Source organism: Corallococcus sp. RDP092CA, assembly GCF_041903675.1.
Lineage (GTDB): Bacteria > Myxococcota > Myxococcia > Myxococcales > Myxococcaceae > Corallococcus.
Window position 1 is genome coordinate 467027 of the sequence record NZ_JAYESI010000001.1, and the last position, 18533, is coordinate 485559.

Below are 18533 nucleotides of genomic sequence, written 5' to 3' on the forward strand. Positions count from 1 at the left end.
TGCGATGGAGTCGGGTGGGGCTGTGCGGGCACTCCGCTCCCGTTGTTGGAACCGGATCCGCGAAGGAAGTGTGGAGCCACATGGCTCACGCGCTGAAACCCGCCTACGTCCCCGCCTCCGGGAGCGTCACCACGAACGTAGCGCCGCCGCCCGGCGTGTCCTCCAGCCAGATGCGGCCGCCGTGCGCTTCCACGATCTGCCGCACGATGTAGAGCCCCAGCCCCAGGCCTCCGGTGCGCGTGGAGCCCTGCACCTGGGCGAAGCGCTGGAAGACGCGCTCGCGATCGGCCTCGGGGACTCCAGGGCCTCCGTCCTGCACCGTCAGCCGCAGCCGGCCGTCCTGCCGGCGCAGCGACACGTGCACCGGCGTGCCCTGGCCGTAGCGCAAGGCATTGGAGAGCAGGTTGCTCACCACCTGCTCCATCCGGATCCGGTCGAACCGGCACGGCGCCGGCCCCTCCACGCGCGCGTCCAGCTCCACCGCGGCCTGCTTCGCCTCGTCGCTGAAGCGCGCCAGCAGGTCCTGCACCAGCGGCGCCAGGTCTCCGCTCGCCAGCTCGAAGGTCAGCTTGCCCGTGCGGATGCGGCTCACGTCCAGCAGGTTGTCCAGCAGCGCCGCCAGCCGATTGAGCTGCCGGTCCGCCGCGTCCAGCCGCACCTTCACCTTGTCCGAGCCCACGGGCTCCTGGCCCCTGCTCTCGGACATGCGTCGCAGCAGGTCTATCTGGAGGCGCAGCGACGTGAGCGGTGTGCGCAGCTCGTGGCTCGCCACCGACAGGAAGTCGTCGCGCGTGCGCACCGCCTCCTGTAGCGCCTCCTCCGTCTCCTTCAGCGCGGTGATGTCCAGGATGGCCCCGCGCACCACCATCACCTTGCCCTGCGCGTCGCGGATGACGCGCGCGCGGCTGTTGAGCCAGTGCCATGTGTCGTCCGGCCAGTGCGTGCGGAAGGTGGACGTGTACGACAGCACGTCGTTGTCGAAGATGGACGTCACCTGCGCCTCCACCACCGGCCGGTCTTCCGGGTGCAACGACGCCAGGAACCGCTCGTGGGTCCACTCGGCCAAGGGCTGCGGGTAGCCGTAGAGCCGGTCATGCCCCTCCGAGCGGAACACCTGCCCGGTGACGAGGTTCGTCTCCCAGACCGCCATCTGCGCGGACTCGAGCGCCACCTGGAAGCGCTCGCCCAACTGGCGGAAGCGCTCCTCGGTGCGCGCGACCTCGGTCTCCGCGCGCTGCCGGCGGGTGATGTCCGTGGCCAGCACCCACATCTCCCCGCCCACCGGCCGCACGGACAGCTCCAGCCAGACGCCCGACGGCAGCTCCGACAGGAACCGCGCCGGCTCGCGCGTGGTGAGCGCGTCCAGGAGCCGCTCGTGCAGCGTCGTGCCCGCCAGCATCGGCTGCGCCGCCCACGGCGTCATGCCCTCGCAGGTGCTGTACGGCAGGCCCAGCAGCGACGCGGCACGGTGGTTGAGCTCATGGATGATCCCCTGCGCATCGAGCGCCAGGAACGCCTCGGACATCATCTCCCGCAGCACCTGCAGGCGGGTCTGCGCGGACATGCTGGCCTCGTCGGCCGGAGCGGGAGGCTGGGTCGCGTCCTTCGAGGTGCCCGCAGCATCCGGGCCCGGTGAGGACGCATCGTCCTTGGACGCGTGGCGAGCAGGGTCGAACGGACCACCAGGCAGGGGACTCATCGGGTTTGCACGCTCCCGCACGGCCCCCGCGCCCGTCAAGCGAGCGCACCGGGCGTCCGGGACATCTGTCAGTTCAACGGATCCGTGAGGGGTTCAGGCATGACCCATAGCTCGGTGGGGCGCGCATAGGCCCGGTCGAACGCGAAGAGGATGCCGTTCCACCGGTCCCAGAAGTCCGCCCAGCTGTACTCGGTCGGCGGGGAGGTGAAGGGGTTGCCATCGCGGTCCGGCTGGGAATACGCGTAGTCGGCGTAGGTCCAGCGCACCGTGCCGAAGTCCGTCATCAAGAACGGCGTCAGCGCCTGGAGGACGGCCGCGCGAGAGACCTCGTCGGTGGGGGATCCCGCAGGCGTGAAGACGGGCTGGGCCTGATCCAACTGCTCGCGCCACGCCACGAAGTTGGTGCCCACGGCGATGAGCGCGTCGCGGCGCGCGGGCGTGGGCGCGAGGCGGGCGTCCTCGTAGAGGGCGAACGCGGCGATGAGCAGGCTCTTCCAGTGCATGCCGGGGAAGAGCAGATCCATGCGGGTGGGGCGCGGCGAGTCCTCCGCGTGCGCGACGGCATAGGCATATGCCTGCTGCGCCTCCGCGTTCGAGGCGTCCACCAGGGTGAACTCGGTGAGCACGCGCGCGGGAGTGATGGGCCCGGTGGTCGCGGCACGCCAGTCCAGGTACAGGCGCGCCGAACCGCCGATGTCGTTGTAGATGGCGAGGTTGCCCTCGTGGAGCGTGCGCTCCAGCGTGATGACGATGGCCTCCACCTTGTCGAGCGGCGTCGCGCCCGGAGCGCTCCAGTAGAGGGCACCCATGCGCGACGCGGTGGTCAGCAGCGTGCGCGGATCCCCGAGCTGCGAGACGTTGAGCGAGCTGGTCAGCACGCTGAGCGCCGTGGCCGCGTCCACCGTCAGGCCCTGGATGATGAGCTGGAGGGACAGGTCTTGCAGTCGAAGACGCAGCACGCCGCTCAGCCCCAGCCGATCCAACGCGCTCGTCAACGACAGCGAGGGCCGCAGCCGTGCGGCGTCGATGAAGTGCCGCGCGAGCGCGGTGCCATACATGCCCTTGCCGCCGGCCTGGGACGCGTGCGGCGCGAAGGTGAACCAGTTCGGGCGCGCGCTGCTGGTGCCACCGGGTTGCAGCGTGGGGTCGATGATGCCGCCCAGCTCATACGCGATGTCGATGTAACCCAGCGTGATGGTGCGGTTGTCCTCCAGCGGCGTGGGCGCGGACTGGGCCCGGGCGGGGGCGGAGGTGAGGACGAGGAGCGCGCCGAGCAGCGCGACGGTGGAGCGGCGCACATCGGTGTGAGCAGGAGTCGCCAAGGCGAAGATCCAGGGTGGGGGTGGGTGATCGACCAAGCTAGGCACAGGGGGCGCCGGTCCAAACCCCAGGCCCTGGCGGAGAACACATGCAGCGTTGAATGGATGACCGTTGGGCGCGGTTGACGCGCGAGGTCACCGGGAAAGGCGACGGCGGCGTAGCACTTCGGCCCCGCCGAGCCCCAGGCAGGTCGCGGCGAAGAGCCAGACGCCCGGAAGCACGCCAGGCGCCCGGTAGCGCAATTCGACGCGGTGGGGCCCCGGGGGCGTGGGCACGGCGCGCACCGCCACGTTCGCAGGCGACCAGCGCAGCGCGTCCTCGACGGAGCTCTCGCCCGGGGCGCCGGGGACGCGGATTGTTCCCGGTCCCCGGCGGCTCCGTCCAGCATGGGAGCACCGGCTCGCGCGCCGGTGCTCCCTCGGAGGGTCACGCGCCCTTCGCGGGGGCGAAGTACGAGCAGAACGGCGCCACGTCCCGGTAGCCCATGCGGCGGTAGACGGGCGCGCCGGCCTCCGTGGCATGGAGCACCGTGCGCTCCAGCCCCCACGCGCTCCGGGCCTCCTCCAGCGCGCGCCGGAGCACCGTCTCCGCGGCGCCCTTGCGACGGTGCTCCGCGAGCGTCGCCACGAGCGCGATGTACGCGATGCCGTCCACGCGCAGCACCACCGTGGACGTCGACGGCACGCCGTCGTGGCAGCCGACGAAGGCCCGGGTCTCGGGGCCGAAGATGCCGGGGGCGGCCAGGGCCTCACGTCCCAGCGCCTGGGGCGTGTCGTAGCTCGCGGCGTTCACGTCCGCGACGGCGTTGTAGCCCCAGGTGTCGCGCACCGGCCGGAGGTCGAGCGGCGGCAGGGGGCGCACGGGCGCCAGCAGCTTGTCCGCCACCATGCCCGTCGTGGCCATCCCCGGCTTGAGCCCCCGCGTGGCGAGCAGCGCGTCCGCACGCTCCCGCAGGCCCGGCGCCAGCCACTCCGGCGTCACCGTGAAGGCCCACCCGTGCGGCCCCTGCGCGAAGTAGCTCGCGGCCGAGTCCACCGCGCGCAGCAGCTCCGCCTCGGTCTCCGCGGGTCGGTTGAGGAACGCCATGTTCATCAGCGACCACGTCACGTGTCCCGCGGTGATGAACACGTCCGCACGCTCCACGACCTCTCCACGGGGGAGGCCCAGCGTCATGAGCCTCCAGGCTCCACGGAACTGCGCATGCGATTCATCGATCTCGGCTCGGGACACGTGCGGGGCCTCCAACTGGGTTCAAGGAATAGGATTCTCTGCAATCGCGGATGTTCACGTCTATGTGCGCGCGGGGAGGGGCCCTGCTAAAGCGAGGGCTCGACCTGGGCGCGAGGAGCGGCCGCGATGAATCCCATGGAAGGGCAGCCCTGGCAGACGACGTGCCGGGTCTGTGGCAGGCAGACCTGCCCGAAACCGGAGGCGGTGGCCTCGTGGATGCGGACGATGCTCGACCGCGTGCACGGCGCGCAGATGCGCGGCGCGGGTCGCCGCGGACTGCGCGAGGCCCTGGCGATGGAGGGCGTGCTCATCACCACGCACCTGGAGGTGTGGTCGCGGGCGCTCGAAGGCGTGTGCCCGGACTGCATCGCGCAGGTGGCTCCGGAGACGGACGCGAAGCTCCAGGACCCGGAGGCGATGCACGAGGCGTCGCTGGAGCGCTGGCGCACCTCCGCGCCGGAGCTGGTCAGCGACGCGGTGGAGTCCGCGGTGGACGACGTGCTCCAGGCCGCGCGAGAGGCCGCCGCTCGCGACAAGCCGACGCCCTCCGGGTGACGTTCGCGAAGGGCCCGCTCAGGCTCGGACGGAGAGGGTGAAGCGGACGAGCATGGAAGGGACGAGGTGCCCGGTGGCCCTATCGTTGGGTGTCATCGGGAATACGCGCTCCTGGCTCATCGTGCGGGATGCGCAGCGGTACGGGCCGCGCGCTTCGGTGCGTTCCGACGTGCGCCCGGCGCGGTCGCCCGCAGAAGGGTCGCGCCACCTGGAGCCGGGCTGGTTAGGGTGTGCCCATGACGCGCCCTGCATCGGACTCGTGGTCACTGCCCTGGATGGGGCTGGGGCTGAGCAGCAACCTGAGCGCCTCGGACGTGCCGCAGCCGTACCGGCTGCTCGACGCCTCGCCCGGCCTCTTCGACTTCGTGGAGTACAGCGCGCCCATCGCGCTGGAGGAGGCGAAGGCCCAGGCCACGCTCTTTCCGGAGATGTGGCGCCGGCGCGCGGAGGTGCCGGTCCTCTTCCATCCCGTCCACCTGAACCTGTGGGGCCCGGAGCTGGAGCCCGCCTCCGCGCTCGCGCAGCTGGACGCGCACGCGCGCGCGGTGGGCAGCCCGTGGGTGGGCAACGACGTGGGCTGGTGGCACGCGGGCGGCCAGCCCTTCCCGGGCTACCTCTACGTCACGCCCCCGTTCAACGAGGCGGGCGTGCGGGACAGCGCGGCGCACGCGCTCCACATCCAGGCGGGCTTGAGCGTCCCATTGGTGATCGAGAACCCCGCGGTGCTCGCCACGCGTGGTGGCCTGCACGCGCTGGACTTCATGGCGAAGCTGCACGCGCGCACGGGCCTGCCGCTGCTCCTGGACCTGGGGCACCTCTTCAGCCACCAGCTCTCCGCGGGACTGCCCCTGCGCACGGGGCTGGACGGCTTCCCGTTGGATCAGGTCGTGGAGCTCCACATCGCGGGCGGCGTGGTGACGCGCAGGGGAGGGCGGACCTTCTACGTGGATGATCACACGCAGCCCGTGCGCGAGGAGCTGTTCGAGCTGCTGGCCGAGGTGCTCCCGCGCTGCCCGCGCCTGCGCGCCGTCACCTTCGAGGGGGACGGCCATCCGCCGGAGGTGGCGCTCGCGTCGCTGCGGCGGCTGCGCGCGCTCGTGCCCAAAGCGTCACGGCCCGTCATCGTCCTCCCCGCGTCGCGCGAGCCCGTGCCGGCGCTCAACGGGGACAGCCGCCCGTGGGCGCTCTTCGACGCGGGCCACGGCGTCACGCCAGCCACAGAGGACGAGGATCCTGAGGGCACGCGCGCGGACCGCGACTTCCGGCTGGCGGTGGTGGCGGAGCAGCTGGACAAGGAGTGGCCCCTCACGCGCCTGCTGCTCGCGGCGACGCCGGAGGGGCTGGAGGCCTTCACGCGCTCGCGCGAGTACCGCGGCCTCTTCGACGGGCTGGGCAAGTCGCTGTCCCACGCCTTCGCGTCCTGGGCGCGCGAGCGCGTGATGGCCACGCCTTCGGACGGGGTGGCCGCCGCGCTGTCCCTGGAGATGATGCTGCCGCATGCCTTCCTCCAGGAGCCTCCCGCCCCCGCGCCGGGCCAGGTGGCGCTGGCCGAGGACGTCCGCCTGGGCGCCTTCCCCGCGGACCTGACGGAGCTCGTCTTCGCCGCACGGGCGCTGCGGCGGCACCTCACCGGCCGTGCGTGGGCCAGCGGGGCGCTGGAGGTGTCCGGCCTGGAGGCCCTGGCGCAGGTGGCGGCCCGGCCGGGGCCGGGCCCGTGGCGCTTCGCCATCCGCCGCAAGGGCTCGGGCTTCGAGGTCCTGACGCTGCCTCCGGAGGTGGCCGAGGGGCTCAAGGGGCTCGCGGACGGGCCACGCCCGGTGGAGGCCCTGCCCGGGTGGTTGCTCGCGGAAGGGCAGGCGCGGGGGCTCTTGCGGCGGGCATAAGGAACACGCCTTGTTGGCAGGTCAACGGATCCTTGCGCCCACCTGTCGGGTGGGGTAGTGCCCGCCGCATGTCGTCACCCCTCGTCGTTGGCATCGCGGGCGGCACCGCGTCCGGCAAGACCACGGTGGCCCGCAAGGTGCGTGAGGCCCTTGCCGACTGCCGGGTCGCCTTCATTGATCAGGATTCGTACTACAGGGACCTGAAGGACATGTCCCTGGAAGAGCGGCGGGAGGTGAACTTCGACCATCCCGACGCCTTCGACACGGCGCTGCTGGTCAGCCACCTGCGCGCGCTCAAGCAGGGCCACGCCATCCAGAAGCCCGTCTACGACTTCGTCACGTCCGGCCGCCAGCCGCACACGCACCGCGTGGACCCCGGGGACATCATCCTCATCGAGGGCATCCTCGTGCTGCACATGAAGGAGGTGCGCGACGAGATGGACGTGAAGATCTACGTCGACGCGGACGACGACCTGCGCATCCTTCGCCGCCTCACCCGCGACATCAAGGACCGCGGCCGCGACTTCGACCACGTGGTGGGCCAGTACCTGCGCCACGTGCGCCCCATGCACATGGGCTTCGTGGAGCCGTCCAAGCACCACGCGGACATCATCATCCCGCACGGCGGCAACAACGACATCGCCATCGGGATGCTCGTGGGCGCGCTCCGGGCGCGGCTCGCCACGCAGCACCCGTCGCAGCGCTAGCCGCGCAGCCAGCGCAGGAAGTCCTGCACCGGCCCCTTGAGCCGGTGCGCGTCCGACAGCAGGGTGCCGTGGTCCCCCGGCCCCTGCAGCTCCACGAACCGCGCCTGCACCCCCGCCGCCGTCAGCTGGTGGTAGGTGTCCCGCACGCGGCCCGCCGGGGCCAGCGCGTCAGTCGAGCCAGAGAGCAGCAGCACCCGCGCGCGGATCCTCGGGAACGTCTCCGTCAGGTCGCAGCCCGCGTACGCGGAGCACAGCAGCGCCCACGCCACCGGATCGAACGTGTCCGCGAACGACGCGGCCTCCGCCTCCAGCGCCGCCTGCGCCGCCGCGCTGTCCGGATACGCGCTGCCCAGGTGCGCACGCCCGTAGAGCAGCTTGAGGTAGTCCAGCCGCAGCCGCGCCAGGGTCCGGTTCGACGCGCGCTCGCGCAGGGGCGGGGTGTCTTCATTGTCGGGCGCCATGCGCAGCACCTGCGACGTGAGCCCCAGCCTCTCGCGCAGCCCCTCTGGCAGCGCCCGCGCCGCGCCCAGCACCACCACGCCGTCGGTCAGCTCCGGGAACAGCGCCGCGAGCCGCAGCGCCACCAGCCCGCCCAGGCCCACGCCCACCAGCGCCCGCACGCGCGTGAGCTCCATGGCGCGCAAGAGCGCGGACACGCCGCGCGCCATGTCCAGCACGGTGAGCGGCGGCAGGTCCGCGCCCCACGGCGTCCCCGTGTGTGGATCCGGCGTCAGCGGCGACGTGGAGCCGAACGGGCTGCCCAGGAGGTTGGGCACGATGACCGGCGTCACCTCCGGATCCAACGCCTTGCCCGGACCGATCAGCTCGCGCCCCCAGCCGGAAGGTTGGTACGCGCCGTTCACTTCCGTGCTCAGCGCTCGGTGGGAGTGCGACAGGTCGTGCAGCACCACCACCGCTTTGCCGTCTGACGGTTTCCCATGGGCCTGCCAGGCGATCTGGGGGCTTCCCAGCAGCTCTCCTTCCTCCAGCGGAAGGGGCACGGTGAACAGTTGGATTCCCTCGGCCTGGGGCACGATGATGGGGCTCATATCATTGCCTGCCCGTACGCACAGGAGCCTGTCGCTTGAAGCGCTACTTCGGAATCATCATTGTCATCGCCCTGGTGATCGTCGCCGCGGTGGCGAGCCACCGCACCGCCTCCGCCCGGGCGCTCGAGGCGGAGCGGGACGCGGACTTCCGCCGCATCCAGTCCGTCTACCTGGAGCGGGTGGGGTGGATGCGCTCCAACCCGGATGAGGCGTCCTACCGGGACGAGCTGAAATCGTTCTTCAAGGCGTACTTCGACGACGTCGACGGCCACCTGGACCGCTTCCACGGCAACAAGAAGTTCGACAACTACCTGGCGGAGCTGGACAAGCGCGCGGAGTCGGGCGGCGACAAGAAGGACAACCGCGCGGGGGACCGCAAGGCCTTCTACGAGTACGCGCGCAAGCAGTTCGACGCCCTGCGCGAGGGCCGCTACCGCCCGGTGTGGACCGCCACGGACAAGGGCATGCGCCTGGACGTGGTGTCCAACGACGTGGTGATGGTGATGGGCAAGCCGCAGATCCGCCTGCAGCTGGTGCTCTGGGGCGCGCAGCGCGTGGAGAAGGACGAGGGCAAGGTGAAGAAGATGCTCACCAGCGCCTCGTTCGACACGGTGTGGAAGCTCACGGACGCGAAGGGCAAGCTGCTGGGCGAGATGCGCGGCGCCGACCCGTCGATGAAGATCGACTACCCCGAGCGCCTCATCGCCGAGTTCCCCCCGCAGATGGTGCTGGGCCACTACGACCTGGACCTCCTGCCCGCCGAGGTGGCGAAGCTGGAGATGACCGTCAACGTGTCCTCGCACGCGGCGTCCGGCGGCAACGCCAACGCCACCTACGTGTGGAAGCTGGACGTGCCGTCGGAGTGGAAGCTGGGGGCCAACGAGACGTGGGAGGGCGCCACGCAGGAGGAGCGGCCGGAGGAGGAGATCGACCCGGCCAAGGCCTCCGCCAACAAGGGCGAGTAGTCAGCCCCTCCCCCGGCGTCACTTCACCACGGCGAAGTGCGAGCCCAGCCGGTACGCGGACAGCGTGCCGGCGTCGTCCAGGAAGTACAGGTTGAGGCGCACGTCCGCCTGGAGCGCGACGAGCCCCACCCCCGCGCGCACCTCCGCGAGCACCTGACCGCCGCGCGGATCCACCGCGCGCACCACCTCGCCCGCGATGAGCGTCACGTCGCGGGCGGTGCGCGCCGGCAGCGCGGTGATCAGCGGCTCACCCGCCGCGCCCAGGCGCCAGTCCACCTGTCCGGACAGGGCCACGCGAGCGGCGGCCCCGGACGCGCTCGTCACCACCACCGCGCGCGGCAGCGGCGCCAGCGCATAGGGGCCCGGGCCCAGGTGCAGCGCGCGCTCCCAGACCCTGCGCCCGCGCGCGTCCAGGCACACCAGGAACCCGTCCTGGTCGCGCATCCCGGCCAGGAGCACCCGCTGGCCCACCGGCAGCGGCGCGGAGGGCAGGAGGAGGTCCGGCTCGAACGTCCACTGCGCCTCGCCGGTGTGCGCGTCCGCGAGCAGCAGCGCGTGGTGCGAGCCGCGCCCCATGAGCGCCAGGAAGCGCCGGCCCCACGCCACCGGAGGCCCATGGAAGGGCAGCGGCGAGCGCAGCCGGTAGCGCACCTGGCCGTCCTCCAGGTCCAGGCCGTACAGGTAGCCCGAGTCCGTGGACAGCAGCCCCCGGTGCCCCTGCGTGGCCAGCCACCCGCGCTGCGTGCGCGGCGGGGCCAGGCGCCACACCTCGCGGCCCGTGGCCTCCGCGAACGCCACCGCGGTGCGGTCCTCGGACAGCGTCAGGAGCAGCCCGTCCTGGCGCAGGAGCAGCGGCCCCAGCGGGATGCCGTCGTGGTCGTGCAGCCACCGGGCCCCCGCGCCCCGGCCGGTGAAGCCGTACACGCGCGCGCCGTCCGCCGCCACCGCGTGGCCGTCCGCGGACGCCGCCACGCCCAGCGACGCGGCCCGCCGCCACAGGAGCGCGCCGTCCTTGCGGGAGAACGCGCCCGCCAGCCCCGGCGCGCAGTACACCGGCCCGTGCCGGCCCAGCAGCAGCCGCGCCTCCTCCGGCTCCTCCAGCCCGCGCTGCTCCCACAGCTTCTCGAAGCGCAGGCGCCGGAGCTTCCCGGGCACCTTCAGGGGGCGGGACTCACCGCGCGCCGGGGACGCCTTGCGCTCGCGCGCCTCGCCCTCGGCCTCGGGGGGCTTGTGGGCGCCGCGCAGGTGCGACAGCCCCTCGCGGCAGCGCTCCGCCAGCTCCACGAGGTACGGGTTGGAGGCCTGGACCCGGTGCGCCTCCGCGAACGCCAGCCCCAGCGCCTCGCCCAACTGGAAGAGGGCGGACAGGAGCGCCGCCGGCTCCAGCTCGAACCAGGTGCCGGTGGGCCCCAGCTTCGCCCGCCGTCCCGGCAGGTCCAGCGTCAGCCGGGGGCGCACGCCCGCGGGCTCGAACTCGAAGCGGGCCTCGCCCAGCTCCACCGCCCTCGCCAGCTCCACCGCCTGCCGCGACAGCTCCAGCACGGTGAGGAACGGCGGCCCCGGCGCGCGCCACGCCTGCGGCCGCCCGGGCAGCGCCAGCCACACCTCGCCCGCGCCCAGCAGCGGCGCCAGCGCCCCGGAGGTGCCCTTCGACGGCGCCTCGCGCGCGGCCGGCGAGACGTCCTTCAGCTCGAAGCCGAACCCCGGGACGGAGACGGGCTCGACCCGCAGCGGGGTGGGGGGCACGGGCGGCCCCTCCGCGTGGGGGACGGTCTTGCCCAGGCCCTGGAGGGCCTCTCCCAGCTTCCGGGCGGCCGTGGCGGACAGGGCCCTGGGGGCGAGCTTCGTCACGTCCTGGAGGAAGCGCTGGCCGCTCTGGCGGGTGGCCCTCGTCAGCTCCTCGGCGTCCACCCGGATGGGCGGGCGCAGCAGGTGTGCGGGCCGGGCGAGGCTGGCCACCGCCAGCTCGATGTCCGGCCCGACGCGGCGCAACACGAGCTCCAGGTGCGCCTCCGTCAGCGACACCTGCGCCAGCCGCCGCTTCCCCGCGTGCAGGGCGGCCACCGCCTCCACCAGCGCGGGGACGACCTCCGCCAGGGGCTCCTCCACCGCCCCGGACAACAGGTTCACGCCATCCAGCTCCAGCGCGATGGAATCGAGCGGGGAAGCCGACGGTTCGCGCTTCCAATGGTGTCCGATGCGGAGTCGGGTCATGGACGTTCGTTGACAAGCCAGTTTAGCGGTGGCTAGCATCCGCCGCCCATACGGACCTACATTTTTGTAACCGTTCGGAATTCTTGGGGAATACTCGATGACATTTTACGAGGCCGCGCTCCGTGTGCTGGAGAGCGAAGGTCGCCCCCTGCATTTCCTTGAAATCACGGAGAAGTCCATCCAGCTGAGCCTGCTGTCCCACATCGGCAAGACGCCAGAAGTGACGATGCTGTCGCGACTGGCCGCCATGGCGCGACGGACGCGGGACCGCAAGGTGATTGTCACGGCGAAGGATACCTTCGCGCTGACGGACTGGTCGCTTCCCGAGGACATCGAGGCACTTGCACAGACGGGCGTGATGGAGCCGCATCCGGAGGAGGACTTGCCTCCGCTGCGGCCGGTGGAGCGCCACCCCGAGCCCCGCACGGACAACGTCCGCGCCTCGGGCCGGGGCACGGAGCGCAAGCGCCGCCGTGATGAGGGTGACGAGGAGCGGGGCGGGCGCCGCAAGCGCTTCCCGCCGCTGCCGGAGGTGGTGTTCGAGATCCTCAGCGAGGCGGACGCCGCGCTGCGCACGGATCAGCTCATCGAGCGCGCCAAGGGCAAGGAGCTGTGCGCGGAGGAGACCACGGTGGAGGCGGTGCTCACCGCCCTGCTGGAGGACAACCAGCGCCGCATCGACGCGGGCCGCCGGCCCCAGTACGCCTTCAACCAGGAGACCGGCGAGGTGTCCCTGGAGCGCGCGGGCGCGCCGAGCGAGGCGCCGCCCCTGGAGCTCCAGGCGGCCTTCGCGCAGGCCCTGGGCATCCCGCTGGAGGGCGGCCGTCCGGTGCTGGGCAAGCCCGCCGCGGCCGGCGAGCCGCTGGTGGACGAGGCCCTCATCACCACCGCGCGCACGGCCCTCAAGGACGCGCGCCGGGCGGTGGCGCGCGGGCTGCGCAAGCGCCTGGGCGACGCGGACGTGGGCACCTTCGAGAAGTCCGTGGTGAAGATGATGCACGGGCTGGGCTTCCGCGAGCTGAAGGTCGCCAAGCGCTCCAAGGAAGGCCCCCTGCTCACCGCGCGCAAGCGCGAGGGCAGCGTGGAGCTGCGCTACGCGGTGCGCATGCTCAAGGGCACGCCGGGCATCGACCGCAAGACGGTGCAGGAGCTGCGGCGCGACCTGGGCCACTACTCCGCGCAGGTGGGCCTGCTGGTGAGCGCGGGCGAGGTGCGCGGCGACGCGCGCTCCGAGGCGCAGGCGTCCGGCTCGCTGGTGATGCTGTGGTGCGGTGACGCCCTGGGCGAGAAGTTCCTGGAGGCGAAGACCGCCGTCACCGTCACCCAGGTGGAGCTGTACGACCTCGACGAGCGCTTCTTCGAGGCCGCGAAGCTGGACGCCGAGGAGGCCCAGCGCCGCCGCGAGGAGCGCAAGAGCGAGAAGCTGGCCCGCGAGGTGGGCGGTGGCGTGGCGGAGGTCGCCGCCAGCCCCTAGCGCGCGGAGCGCCCCGAGCGGGGCGAGCGTCCGGAGCGCTCCGAGCGCCGCCGCGACCGTCAGCGCGACCGGGCCGAGGCCCCGCCCGCCGCCGAGGGCGCCGAGGCCAAGGCCGCTCCGGTGGCCCCCGCGCCGCCGGCCGCCGTCGGGCTCACGCCCGCGTCGGAGGAGGACGAGTCCGAGGAGGGCGACGACGAGGGGGAGGACGAGGACCTGGAGGCCGCCAGCGCCTTCGTGGGCGGAGCCAAGGAGGGCGCCGAGGCCGGCGCCGCCGAGGGCAACGCCTCCGAGCGCAAGCGCCGCCGCCGCCGTCGCCGGGGCCGTCGCGGCCGTGGCTCGCGCGGAGCGGAGGGCGCGCCCGCGGGTGAAGCCGGCGCGGCGCCGGGTGAGGCCGCCGCGGGGGAAGCCACCGCCAGCGCGGAGTCGGCCGGTGCCACCACGGTGGCGGCGGTCGCGTCCGAGGGGGAGGGGGCCTCCGGCGCCATCGCCGCGCCTTCTCCGGGGGGCAGCGTCACCGGTGAGGTCGTCGCGCTCGCCGGCGAGGCCCTGCCCGTGACGGAGCAGGCGCCCGCCAGCCCCGCGCACGAGGAGCCCGCCGCCACGCCGCCCGTCGTGGGTGACGCCTGGCAGGCGGGCGAAGCGGCGCAGGCCACCCCGGAGTCCGGCGTCGCCACGCAGGATCCCTCCGACGCGGTGACCCCGGTCGCCGCGCAGGCGCTGCCTCCGGAAGAGGCCACCGCCGAGGCGCCGTCGCAGCCCGCGGAGGTTCGCGAGGCTCGCGACGTGCACGAAGCGCCCGTGTCGCCTGGGACGGAGGGCTCGTCCGAGGGCAACAAGGAAGGCTGATCCCCGCACGGAATCGGGTGCGGTGGACGCGGGAGTGTTAGCCTGGGGGGGCCATGAAGCCGGCCCTGCTGCTTACCTCCTGCGTGCTGTTCCTCGGGGCCTGCCGCTCGCAGGCCCCGCGCTATCCGGTGGCGCCGGTGGAGCTCTCCGGGGCCACCCTGCGGGACAACGCCCTCCTGGGCTTCGGCCCGGAAGGCGTGCGGGACCTGTTCGACGGCGCGCTGGAGGCCTCCGGCCGCTTCGAGCGGGTGGACGAAGAGGCTCCCAAGAAGTCCCAGCCCTGGCGGCTGTCGCTGGACGTGCCCTTCACCCGTGAGGTGCTGAAGGACGGCAACCCGCACAGCTTCGCCGAGGTGGGCGCCAACCTGTCCCTGGAGCGCTTCGGCGGCAACATGCCCCAGCGCTACGAGGTCGTGGGCCTGGGCGAGGCGGCGGTGGAGGAGGACTCGCCCGAGGGACGCCGGACGGCCATGCGCGCCGCGCTGCGGAGCGTGCTGCGGCAGGTGACGGAGTCCGCGGTGATGCAGCTCGCCGCGTTGGAGCGCTCGGACGAGGCGCTGGTGGCGGACCTCCAGGCCACCGACTCGCGCCTCCGCGAGTTCGCGCTCCGGACGCTGGCCGAGCGCAAGCATCCGGCCGCCGCGCCGCTCCTGATCGAGCGCCTCAAGGACACCAGCGACGCGGAGCAGGTGCGCCGCACCATCGGCGCGCTGGCGGAGATGAAGGCCAGGAGCGCGGTGCCGGCGCTCATCGACCTGGCGCGCGGCCGCGACTCGGGCTTCCTGCAGGAGATCGTCTTCGCCGTGGGCGAGATTGGCGGCCCGGAGGCGGAGGCGTACCTCTACACGGTGGCCCAGGGCCACGACACGCCGTCCGTGCAGGCCGCCGCGCAGCAGGCGCTGGACACGCTCTACGCATCACGCAACCACGCAACCGCGGAGGCGCGTGGCCAGGGCCACGCGGACCCTTGAGCGCATGAAGCAGCCGTCCTTGAAGCAGTCGCTGTCGATGGTGGGGGGCCTGGCCCTCCTGGCCTCCACGCTGGTGGGCTCCGGCTGCGCGAAGCGCGTCGAAGCGGACGCGCGCCCCTCGCCCGAGGCCATCGCCCAGTACTACCCGCTGGCCGTGGGCAACGCGTGGACGTACCGCATCGACGGGCGCGACGACAAACCCGTCACGGTGGAGATCGTCAAGGAGCAGGACGGGTACTTCGTGGACAACCAGGGCGGCCAGCTCACCGTGGACGCCTTCGGCCTGCGCGACCCCAAGCGCTACCTCCTGCGCGGCCCGCTGGAGGCCGGGCGCGGCTGGAACAACGTCGTGTCCGTGTCCTCCACGGAGCGCTACCAGCTGGTGCAGGTGGGCTTCGCCTGCCAGGTGCCCGCGGGCTCGTTCCCCAACTGCGTGAGCGTGGAGGGCCGCAACAAGGTCGACGCGCAGACGACGCTCGTCAACACGATGACCTTCGCCGCGGGCGTGGGCCTGGTCCGCGTGGACGTGGCCATGGAGCACGGGGGCAAGCGCGTGCCCCAGACGGAGCTGGAGCTCATCTCCTTCAAGGCCAGCCCGGGCGCCGAGCCCACGACGCCGGCCACCCCCGCCCCGAACTGAAGCGGCCCGCCGCCCGTGGAGACGACGAACGAGCTCTCGCAGGACGCGCGCATCCTCCACTTCCTCGCGGGAGGCGGGGAGGGCTTCATCTCCGGCGAGGCGCTGTCCACCCGGCTGGGGCTGTCGCGCACGGCGGTGTGGAAGCACGTGGAGGCCCTGCGCCAGAAGGGCTACCGCATCGAGGCGGTGCCCGCGAAGGGCTACCGGCTGGTGGGCCGGCCGGACCGGCTGTCCGCGCTGGAGGTCCACCCGCTGCTCGCCACGCGCGCGCTGGGCCGCGTGCTGCGCCACCACGACACCATCGGCTCCACCAACGCGGCGGCCTTCCGGCTGGCCCAGGACGGCGCCGCGCACGGCACGGTGGTGGTGGCCGAGCAGCAGACGGCCGGCAAGGGCCGCCGGGGCCGCGCCTGGGTGTCGCCGCCGAACCTGAACCTGTACTTCTCCGCCATCCTGCGCCCGGAGCTGCCCCCGCAGCGCGCGCCGGAGCTCACCCTGGTGGCCGCGGTGGCCCTGGCGGAGACGCTGCGCGACGCGGGCGCGGACGCCGCCATCAAGTGGCCCAACGACGTCCAGCTTTCGGGCCGGAAGGTGGCCGGCATCCTCACGGAGCTGTCCGCCGAGCCCGAGCGCGTGCACTTCGTCATCGTGGGCGTGGGGGTGAACCTGAACGCGGGCGAGGAGCACTTCCCGGAGGACCTGCGCGCGACGGCCACGTCCCTGGCCCTGGCGCTGGGGCGGCCGGTGCCCCGCGCGACCTTCACCGCGGCCCTGTGGAACCGGCTGGAGGCCTGGCTGGACACGTACCTGTCCACCGGCTTCGACGCGGTGCGCGCCCGCTGGAAGGCGCTCTCCAGCACCCTGGGCGTCCCGGTCCGGGTGAAGACGGACCGGGGGGACTGGGAGGGGTTCGCCGAGGACATCGACCCCACGGGCGCCCTGCTGGTGCGCATGGCGGATGGGCGCGTGGAGCGCGTGCTGGCGGGGGACGTGGAGCAGCTGCGCCCCCGGCGCTAGAGTGCGCCCCTGATGCTCCTGGCCATCGACGTCGGCAACACCAACACCGTCCTGGGCGTCTACGAGGGCCGGCGGCTGCTGGACCACTGGCGCCTGGAGACCAGCGCGCGCCGGAGCGCGGACGAGTACGGCATCCTCGTGCGCCAGCTCTTCGCGTGGAGCGGCATCGACGCGAACCGGGTGAAGGCCGTGGCCGTGTCCAGCGTGGTGCCGCCGCTCCAGTTCATCCTGGAGAAGATGAGCGAGCGCTACTTCAAGACGCGCCCCATGTTCGTGGGCCCGGGCGTGAAGACGGGCATGCCCATCCTCTACGACAACCCGCGCGAGGTGGGCGCGGACCGCATCGTCAACGCGGTGGCCGCCTACGAGAAGCACCACCGCGGCCTCATCGTGGTGGACTTCGGCACCGCGACGACGCTGGACGCGGTGACGCCCAAGGGCGAGTACCTGGGCGGCGCCATCTGCCCCGGCATCAACATCTCCATGGAGGCCCTGTTCCAGAACGCCTCCAAGCTGCCCCGCGTCGAGTTCGCGCGGCCGCAACACGTGGTGGGCCGCAACACCGTGCACTCCATGCAGGCCGGCCTCGTCTATGGCTACGTGAGCCTGGTGGACGGCCTGTGCGCGCGCATGGAGGCGGAGATGGGCTTCTCCGCGAAAGTGGTGGCCACCGGGGGCCTGGCCCCGCTGGTGGCCAGTGAGTCGAAGGCCATCCAGGAGGTGGATGAGTTCCTCACCCTGGAGGGGCTGCGCATCATCTACGGAAGGAATCACGCGACATGAGCACGGCCGCCGACCCCAGCATTCCTGCCCCGCCCCCGGGCTGCCCCTTCAACGCGGAGTTCCTGCCGCCCAACCTGCGCAAGCACGTGGACCCCAACGCCCCCGTGCCCCTGCGGATGATGGCGGCCAAGTCGCTGGTGCCGCTCAACCCGGCGGACATGCTGGGCGCGCTCTACATGCTCACGTTCGACCCGGACGCGGGCGTGCGCGAGACGGCCGCCAAGACGTCCGCGAACCTGCCGGACCGCATCCTCGGCTCCGCGCTGCGCGACGAGGGCGTGCAGCCGCCCGTGCTGGGCTACTTCCTGGGCCTGCTCAAGGACAAGGAGGCCTACGCGGAGATGCTCGTCCTCAACTCGGAGACGCCGGACGACGCCGTGGCCAGCGTGGCGGGGACGTGCAGCCCGAGGGTGGCGGAGATCATCTCCCAGAACCAGCTGCGCCTGCTGCGCAACGAGGACATCATCCGCAACCTGTGCGTCAACCCCGGCGTCCCGGTGTCGCTGGTGGACGGCGTGTGTGACTTCGCGGTGCGCAGCGGCCTGGTGCTGGCGGACGTGCCCGCCATGCAGGCGGCGCGCGTGCGCATCTACGGCCCGCAGGCCGCCGCCGCGCCGCCGGATCCGGGCCCCACCGCGGAGGAGGTGCTCCAGGAGCTGGGCTCCGACGCGCAGTCCGAGGACGCCGCCCCCATGGAGGAGGGCAAGCGCCTGACGCTCGCGCAGCGGATCATGAAGATGTCCATCGCGGAGAAGATCAAGCTGGGGACGCTGGGCAACAAGGAGGCCCGCTCCGCGCTCATCCGCGACACCAACAAGCTCGTCTGCGTGGCCGTCATCCGCAGCCCGCGCATCACCGACGGCGAGGTGCTCGCGTGCGCCGCGAACCGCGCCATCAACGAGGACGTGCTGCGCGTCATCTACAACAACCGCGAGTGGACGAAGATGCAGAAGGTGAAGCTCGCGTTGGTGAAGAACCCCAAGGTGCCGCTCACCGTCACCATGAAGTTCCTCAACACCCTGCGCGACGCGGAGCTGAAGGACCTGTCCCGCGACAAGAACGTGCCCGCGGCCGTGCAGTCCTTCGCCAAGAAGCTGCACGAAAAGAAGACGGCCCCCAAGAAGGAGGCCGGGAAGTAAGCCAGGGGCTTGGAGCGGGGGAGGGCGGCTGGGGCCGCGCC

At 72.6% G+C, this 18533-nt stretch carries 16 protein-coding genes; 11 read left to right on the plus strand and 5 right to left on the minus strand.

Going from position 1 to position 18533, the window contains the following annotated elements:
- Window positions 1-103 precede the first annotated feature (103 nt).
- The 3 genes from U8525_RS01770 to U8525_RS01780 all read right to left on the minus strand — a co-directional run bounded on the left by U8525_RS01770 (window position 104) and on the right by U8525_RS01780 (window position 4249).
- On the minus strand, window positions 104-1564 hold the full coding sequence (locus tag U8525_RS01770) for an ATP-binding protein (RefSeq protein ID WP_374260228.1): 1461 nt from the start codon (window positions 1562-1564) through the stop codon (window positions 104-106).
- A gap of 203 nt (window positions 1565-1767) precedes the next feature.
- Window positions 1768-3021: a hypothetical protein gene (locus U8525_RS01775; RefSeq protein ID WP_374260230.1), complete on the minus strand. Its 1254-nt coding sequence runs from the start codon at window positions 3019-3021 to the stop codon at window positions 1768-1770.
- A 424-nt stretch (window positions 3022-3445) separates the two neighbouring features.
- Window positions 3446-4249, minus strand: coding sequence for a GNAT family N-acetyltransferase (locus tag U8525_RS01780; protein WP_374260232.1), 804 nt, complete (start codon window positions 4247-4249; stop codon window positions 3446-3448).
- A gap of 126 nt (window positions 4250-4375) precedes the next feature.
- On the opposite strand from U8525_RS01780, the gene U8525_RS01785 reads away from it, so the two are divergent.
- From U8525_RS01785 to udk, 3 genes are all read left to right on the plus strand, one after another.
- Window positions 4376-4804, plus strand: coding sequence for a hypothetical protein (locus tag U8525_RS01785; protein ID WP_374260235.1), 429 nt, complete (start codon window positions 4376-4378; stop codon window positions 4802-4804).
- 236 nt (window positions 4805-5040) lie between these two features.
- Window positions 5041-6687, plus strand: coding sequence for a DUF692 family multinuclear iron-containing protein (locus tag U8525_RS01790; protein WP_374260238.1), 1647 nt, complete (start codon window positions 5041-5043; stop codon window positions 6685-6687).
- 68 nt (window positions 6688-6755) lie between these two features.
- The gene (udk, locus tag U8525_RS01795) at window positions 6756-7394 is read left to right on the plus strand and encodes a uridine kinase (RefSeq protein ID WP_374260240.1); all 639 of its coding nucleotides are present in this window, start codon (window positions 6756-6758) and stop codon (window positions 7392-7394) included.
- Here udk and U8525_RS01800 read toward each other — a convergent pair.
- Entirely contained in the window at window positions 7391-8443 is a 1053-nt protein-coding gene (locus tag U8525_RS01800) for an alpha/beta fold hydrolase (protein ID WP_374260243.1), read from the minus strand. The two genes, udk and U8525_RS01800, sit on opposite strands and share 4 nt — an antisense overlap.
- A 35-nt stretch (window positions 8444-8478) precedes the next feature.
- Between U8525_RS01800 and U8525_RS01805 the strand changes: the two genes are divergently transcribed.
- Window positions 8479-9408, plus strand: a complete 930-nt coding sequence (locus U8525_RS01805) for a hypothetical protein (protein WP_374260245.1) — start codon at window positions 8479-8481, stop codon at window positions 9406-9408.
- 18 nt (window positions 9409-9426) lie between these two features.
- Here the strand turns inward: U8525_RS01805 and U8525_RS01810 are convergent, their stop codons facing one another.
- Window positions 9427-11622 carry a PQQ-binding-like beta-propeller repeat protein gene (locus U8525_RS01810; protein ID WP_374260248.1) on the minus strand — a complete coding sequence of 732 codons (2196 nt, stop codon included), beginning with the start codon at window positions 11620-11622 and terminating at the stop codon, window positions 9427-9429.
- 97 nt (window positions 11623-11719) lie between these two features.
- Between U8525_RS01810 and U8525_RS01815 the strand changes: the two genes are divergently transcribed.
- From U8525_RS01815 to U8525_RS01845, 7 genes are all read left to right on the plus strand, one after another.
- Window positions 11720-13096: an HTH domain-containing protein gene (locus U8525_RS01815; protein ID WP_374260250.1), complete on the plus strand. Its 1377-nt coding sequence runs from the start codon at window positions 11720-11722 to the stop codon at window positions 13094-13096.
- 120 nt (window positions 13097-13216) lie between these two features.
- Window positions 13217-13942, plus strand: a complete 726-nt coding sequence (locus U8525_RS01820; RefSeq protein WP_374260252.1) for a hypothetical protein — start codon at window positions 13217-13219, stop codon at window positions 13940-13942.
- 53 nt (window positions 13943-13995) lie between these two features.
- Window positions 13996-14913, plus strand: a complete 918-nt coding sequence (locus tag U8525_RS01825; protein ID WP_374260254.1) for a HEAT repeat domain-containing protein — start codon at window positions 13996-13998, stop codon at window positions 14911-14913.
- Between the two features lie 4 nt (window positions 14914-14917).
- A complete protein-coding gene (locus U8525_RS01830; RefSeq protein ID WP_374260257.1) occupies window positions 14918-15553 on the plus strand; it encodes a hypothetical protein in 636 nt (211 codons plus the stop codon).
- A 15-nt stretch (window positions 15554-15568) separates the two neighbouring features.
- A complete protein-coding gene (locus U8525_RS01835; protein WP_374260259.1) occupies window positions 15569-16570 on the plus strand; it encodes a biotin--[acetyl-CoA-carboxylase] ligase in 1002 nt (333 codons plus the stop codon).
- A 12-nt stretch (window positions 16571-16582) separates the two neighbouring features.
- Complete coding sequence (locus U8525_RS01840; RefSeq protein ID WP_374260262.1) at window positions 16583-17353, plus strand: type III pantothenate kinase; 771 nt, start codon at window positions 16583-16585, stop codon at window positions 17351-17353.
- The gene (locus U8525_RS01845; protein ID WP_374260264.1) at window positions 17350-18492 is read left to right on the plus strand and encodes a hypothetical protein; all 1143 of its coding nucleotides are present in this window, start codon (window positions 17350-17352) and stop codon (window positions 18490-18492) included. Before U8525_RS01840 ends, U8525_RS01845 begins: the two co-directional genes overlap by 4 nt.
- Window positions 18493-18533: the final 41 nt, after the last annotated feature.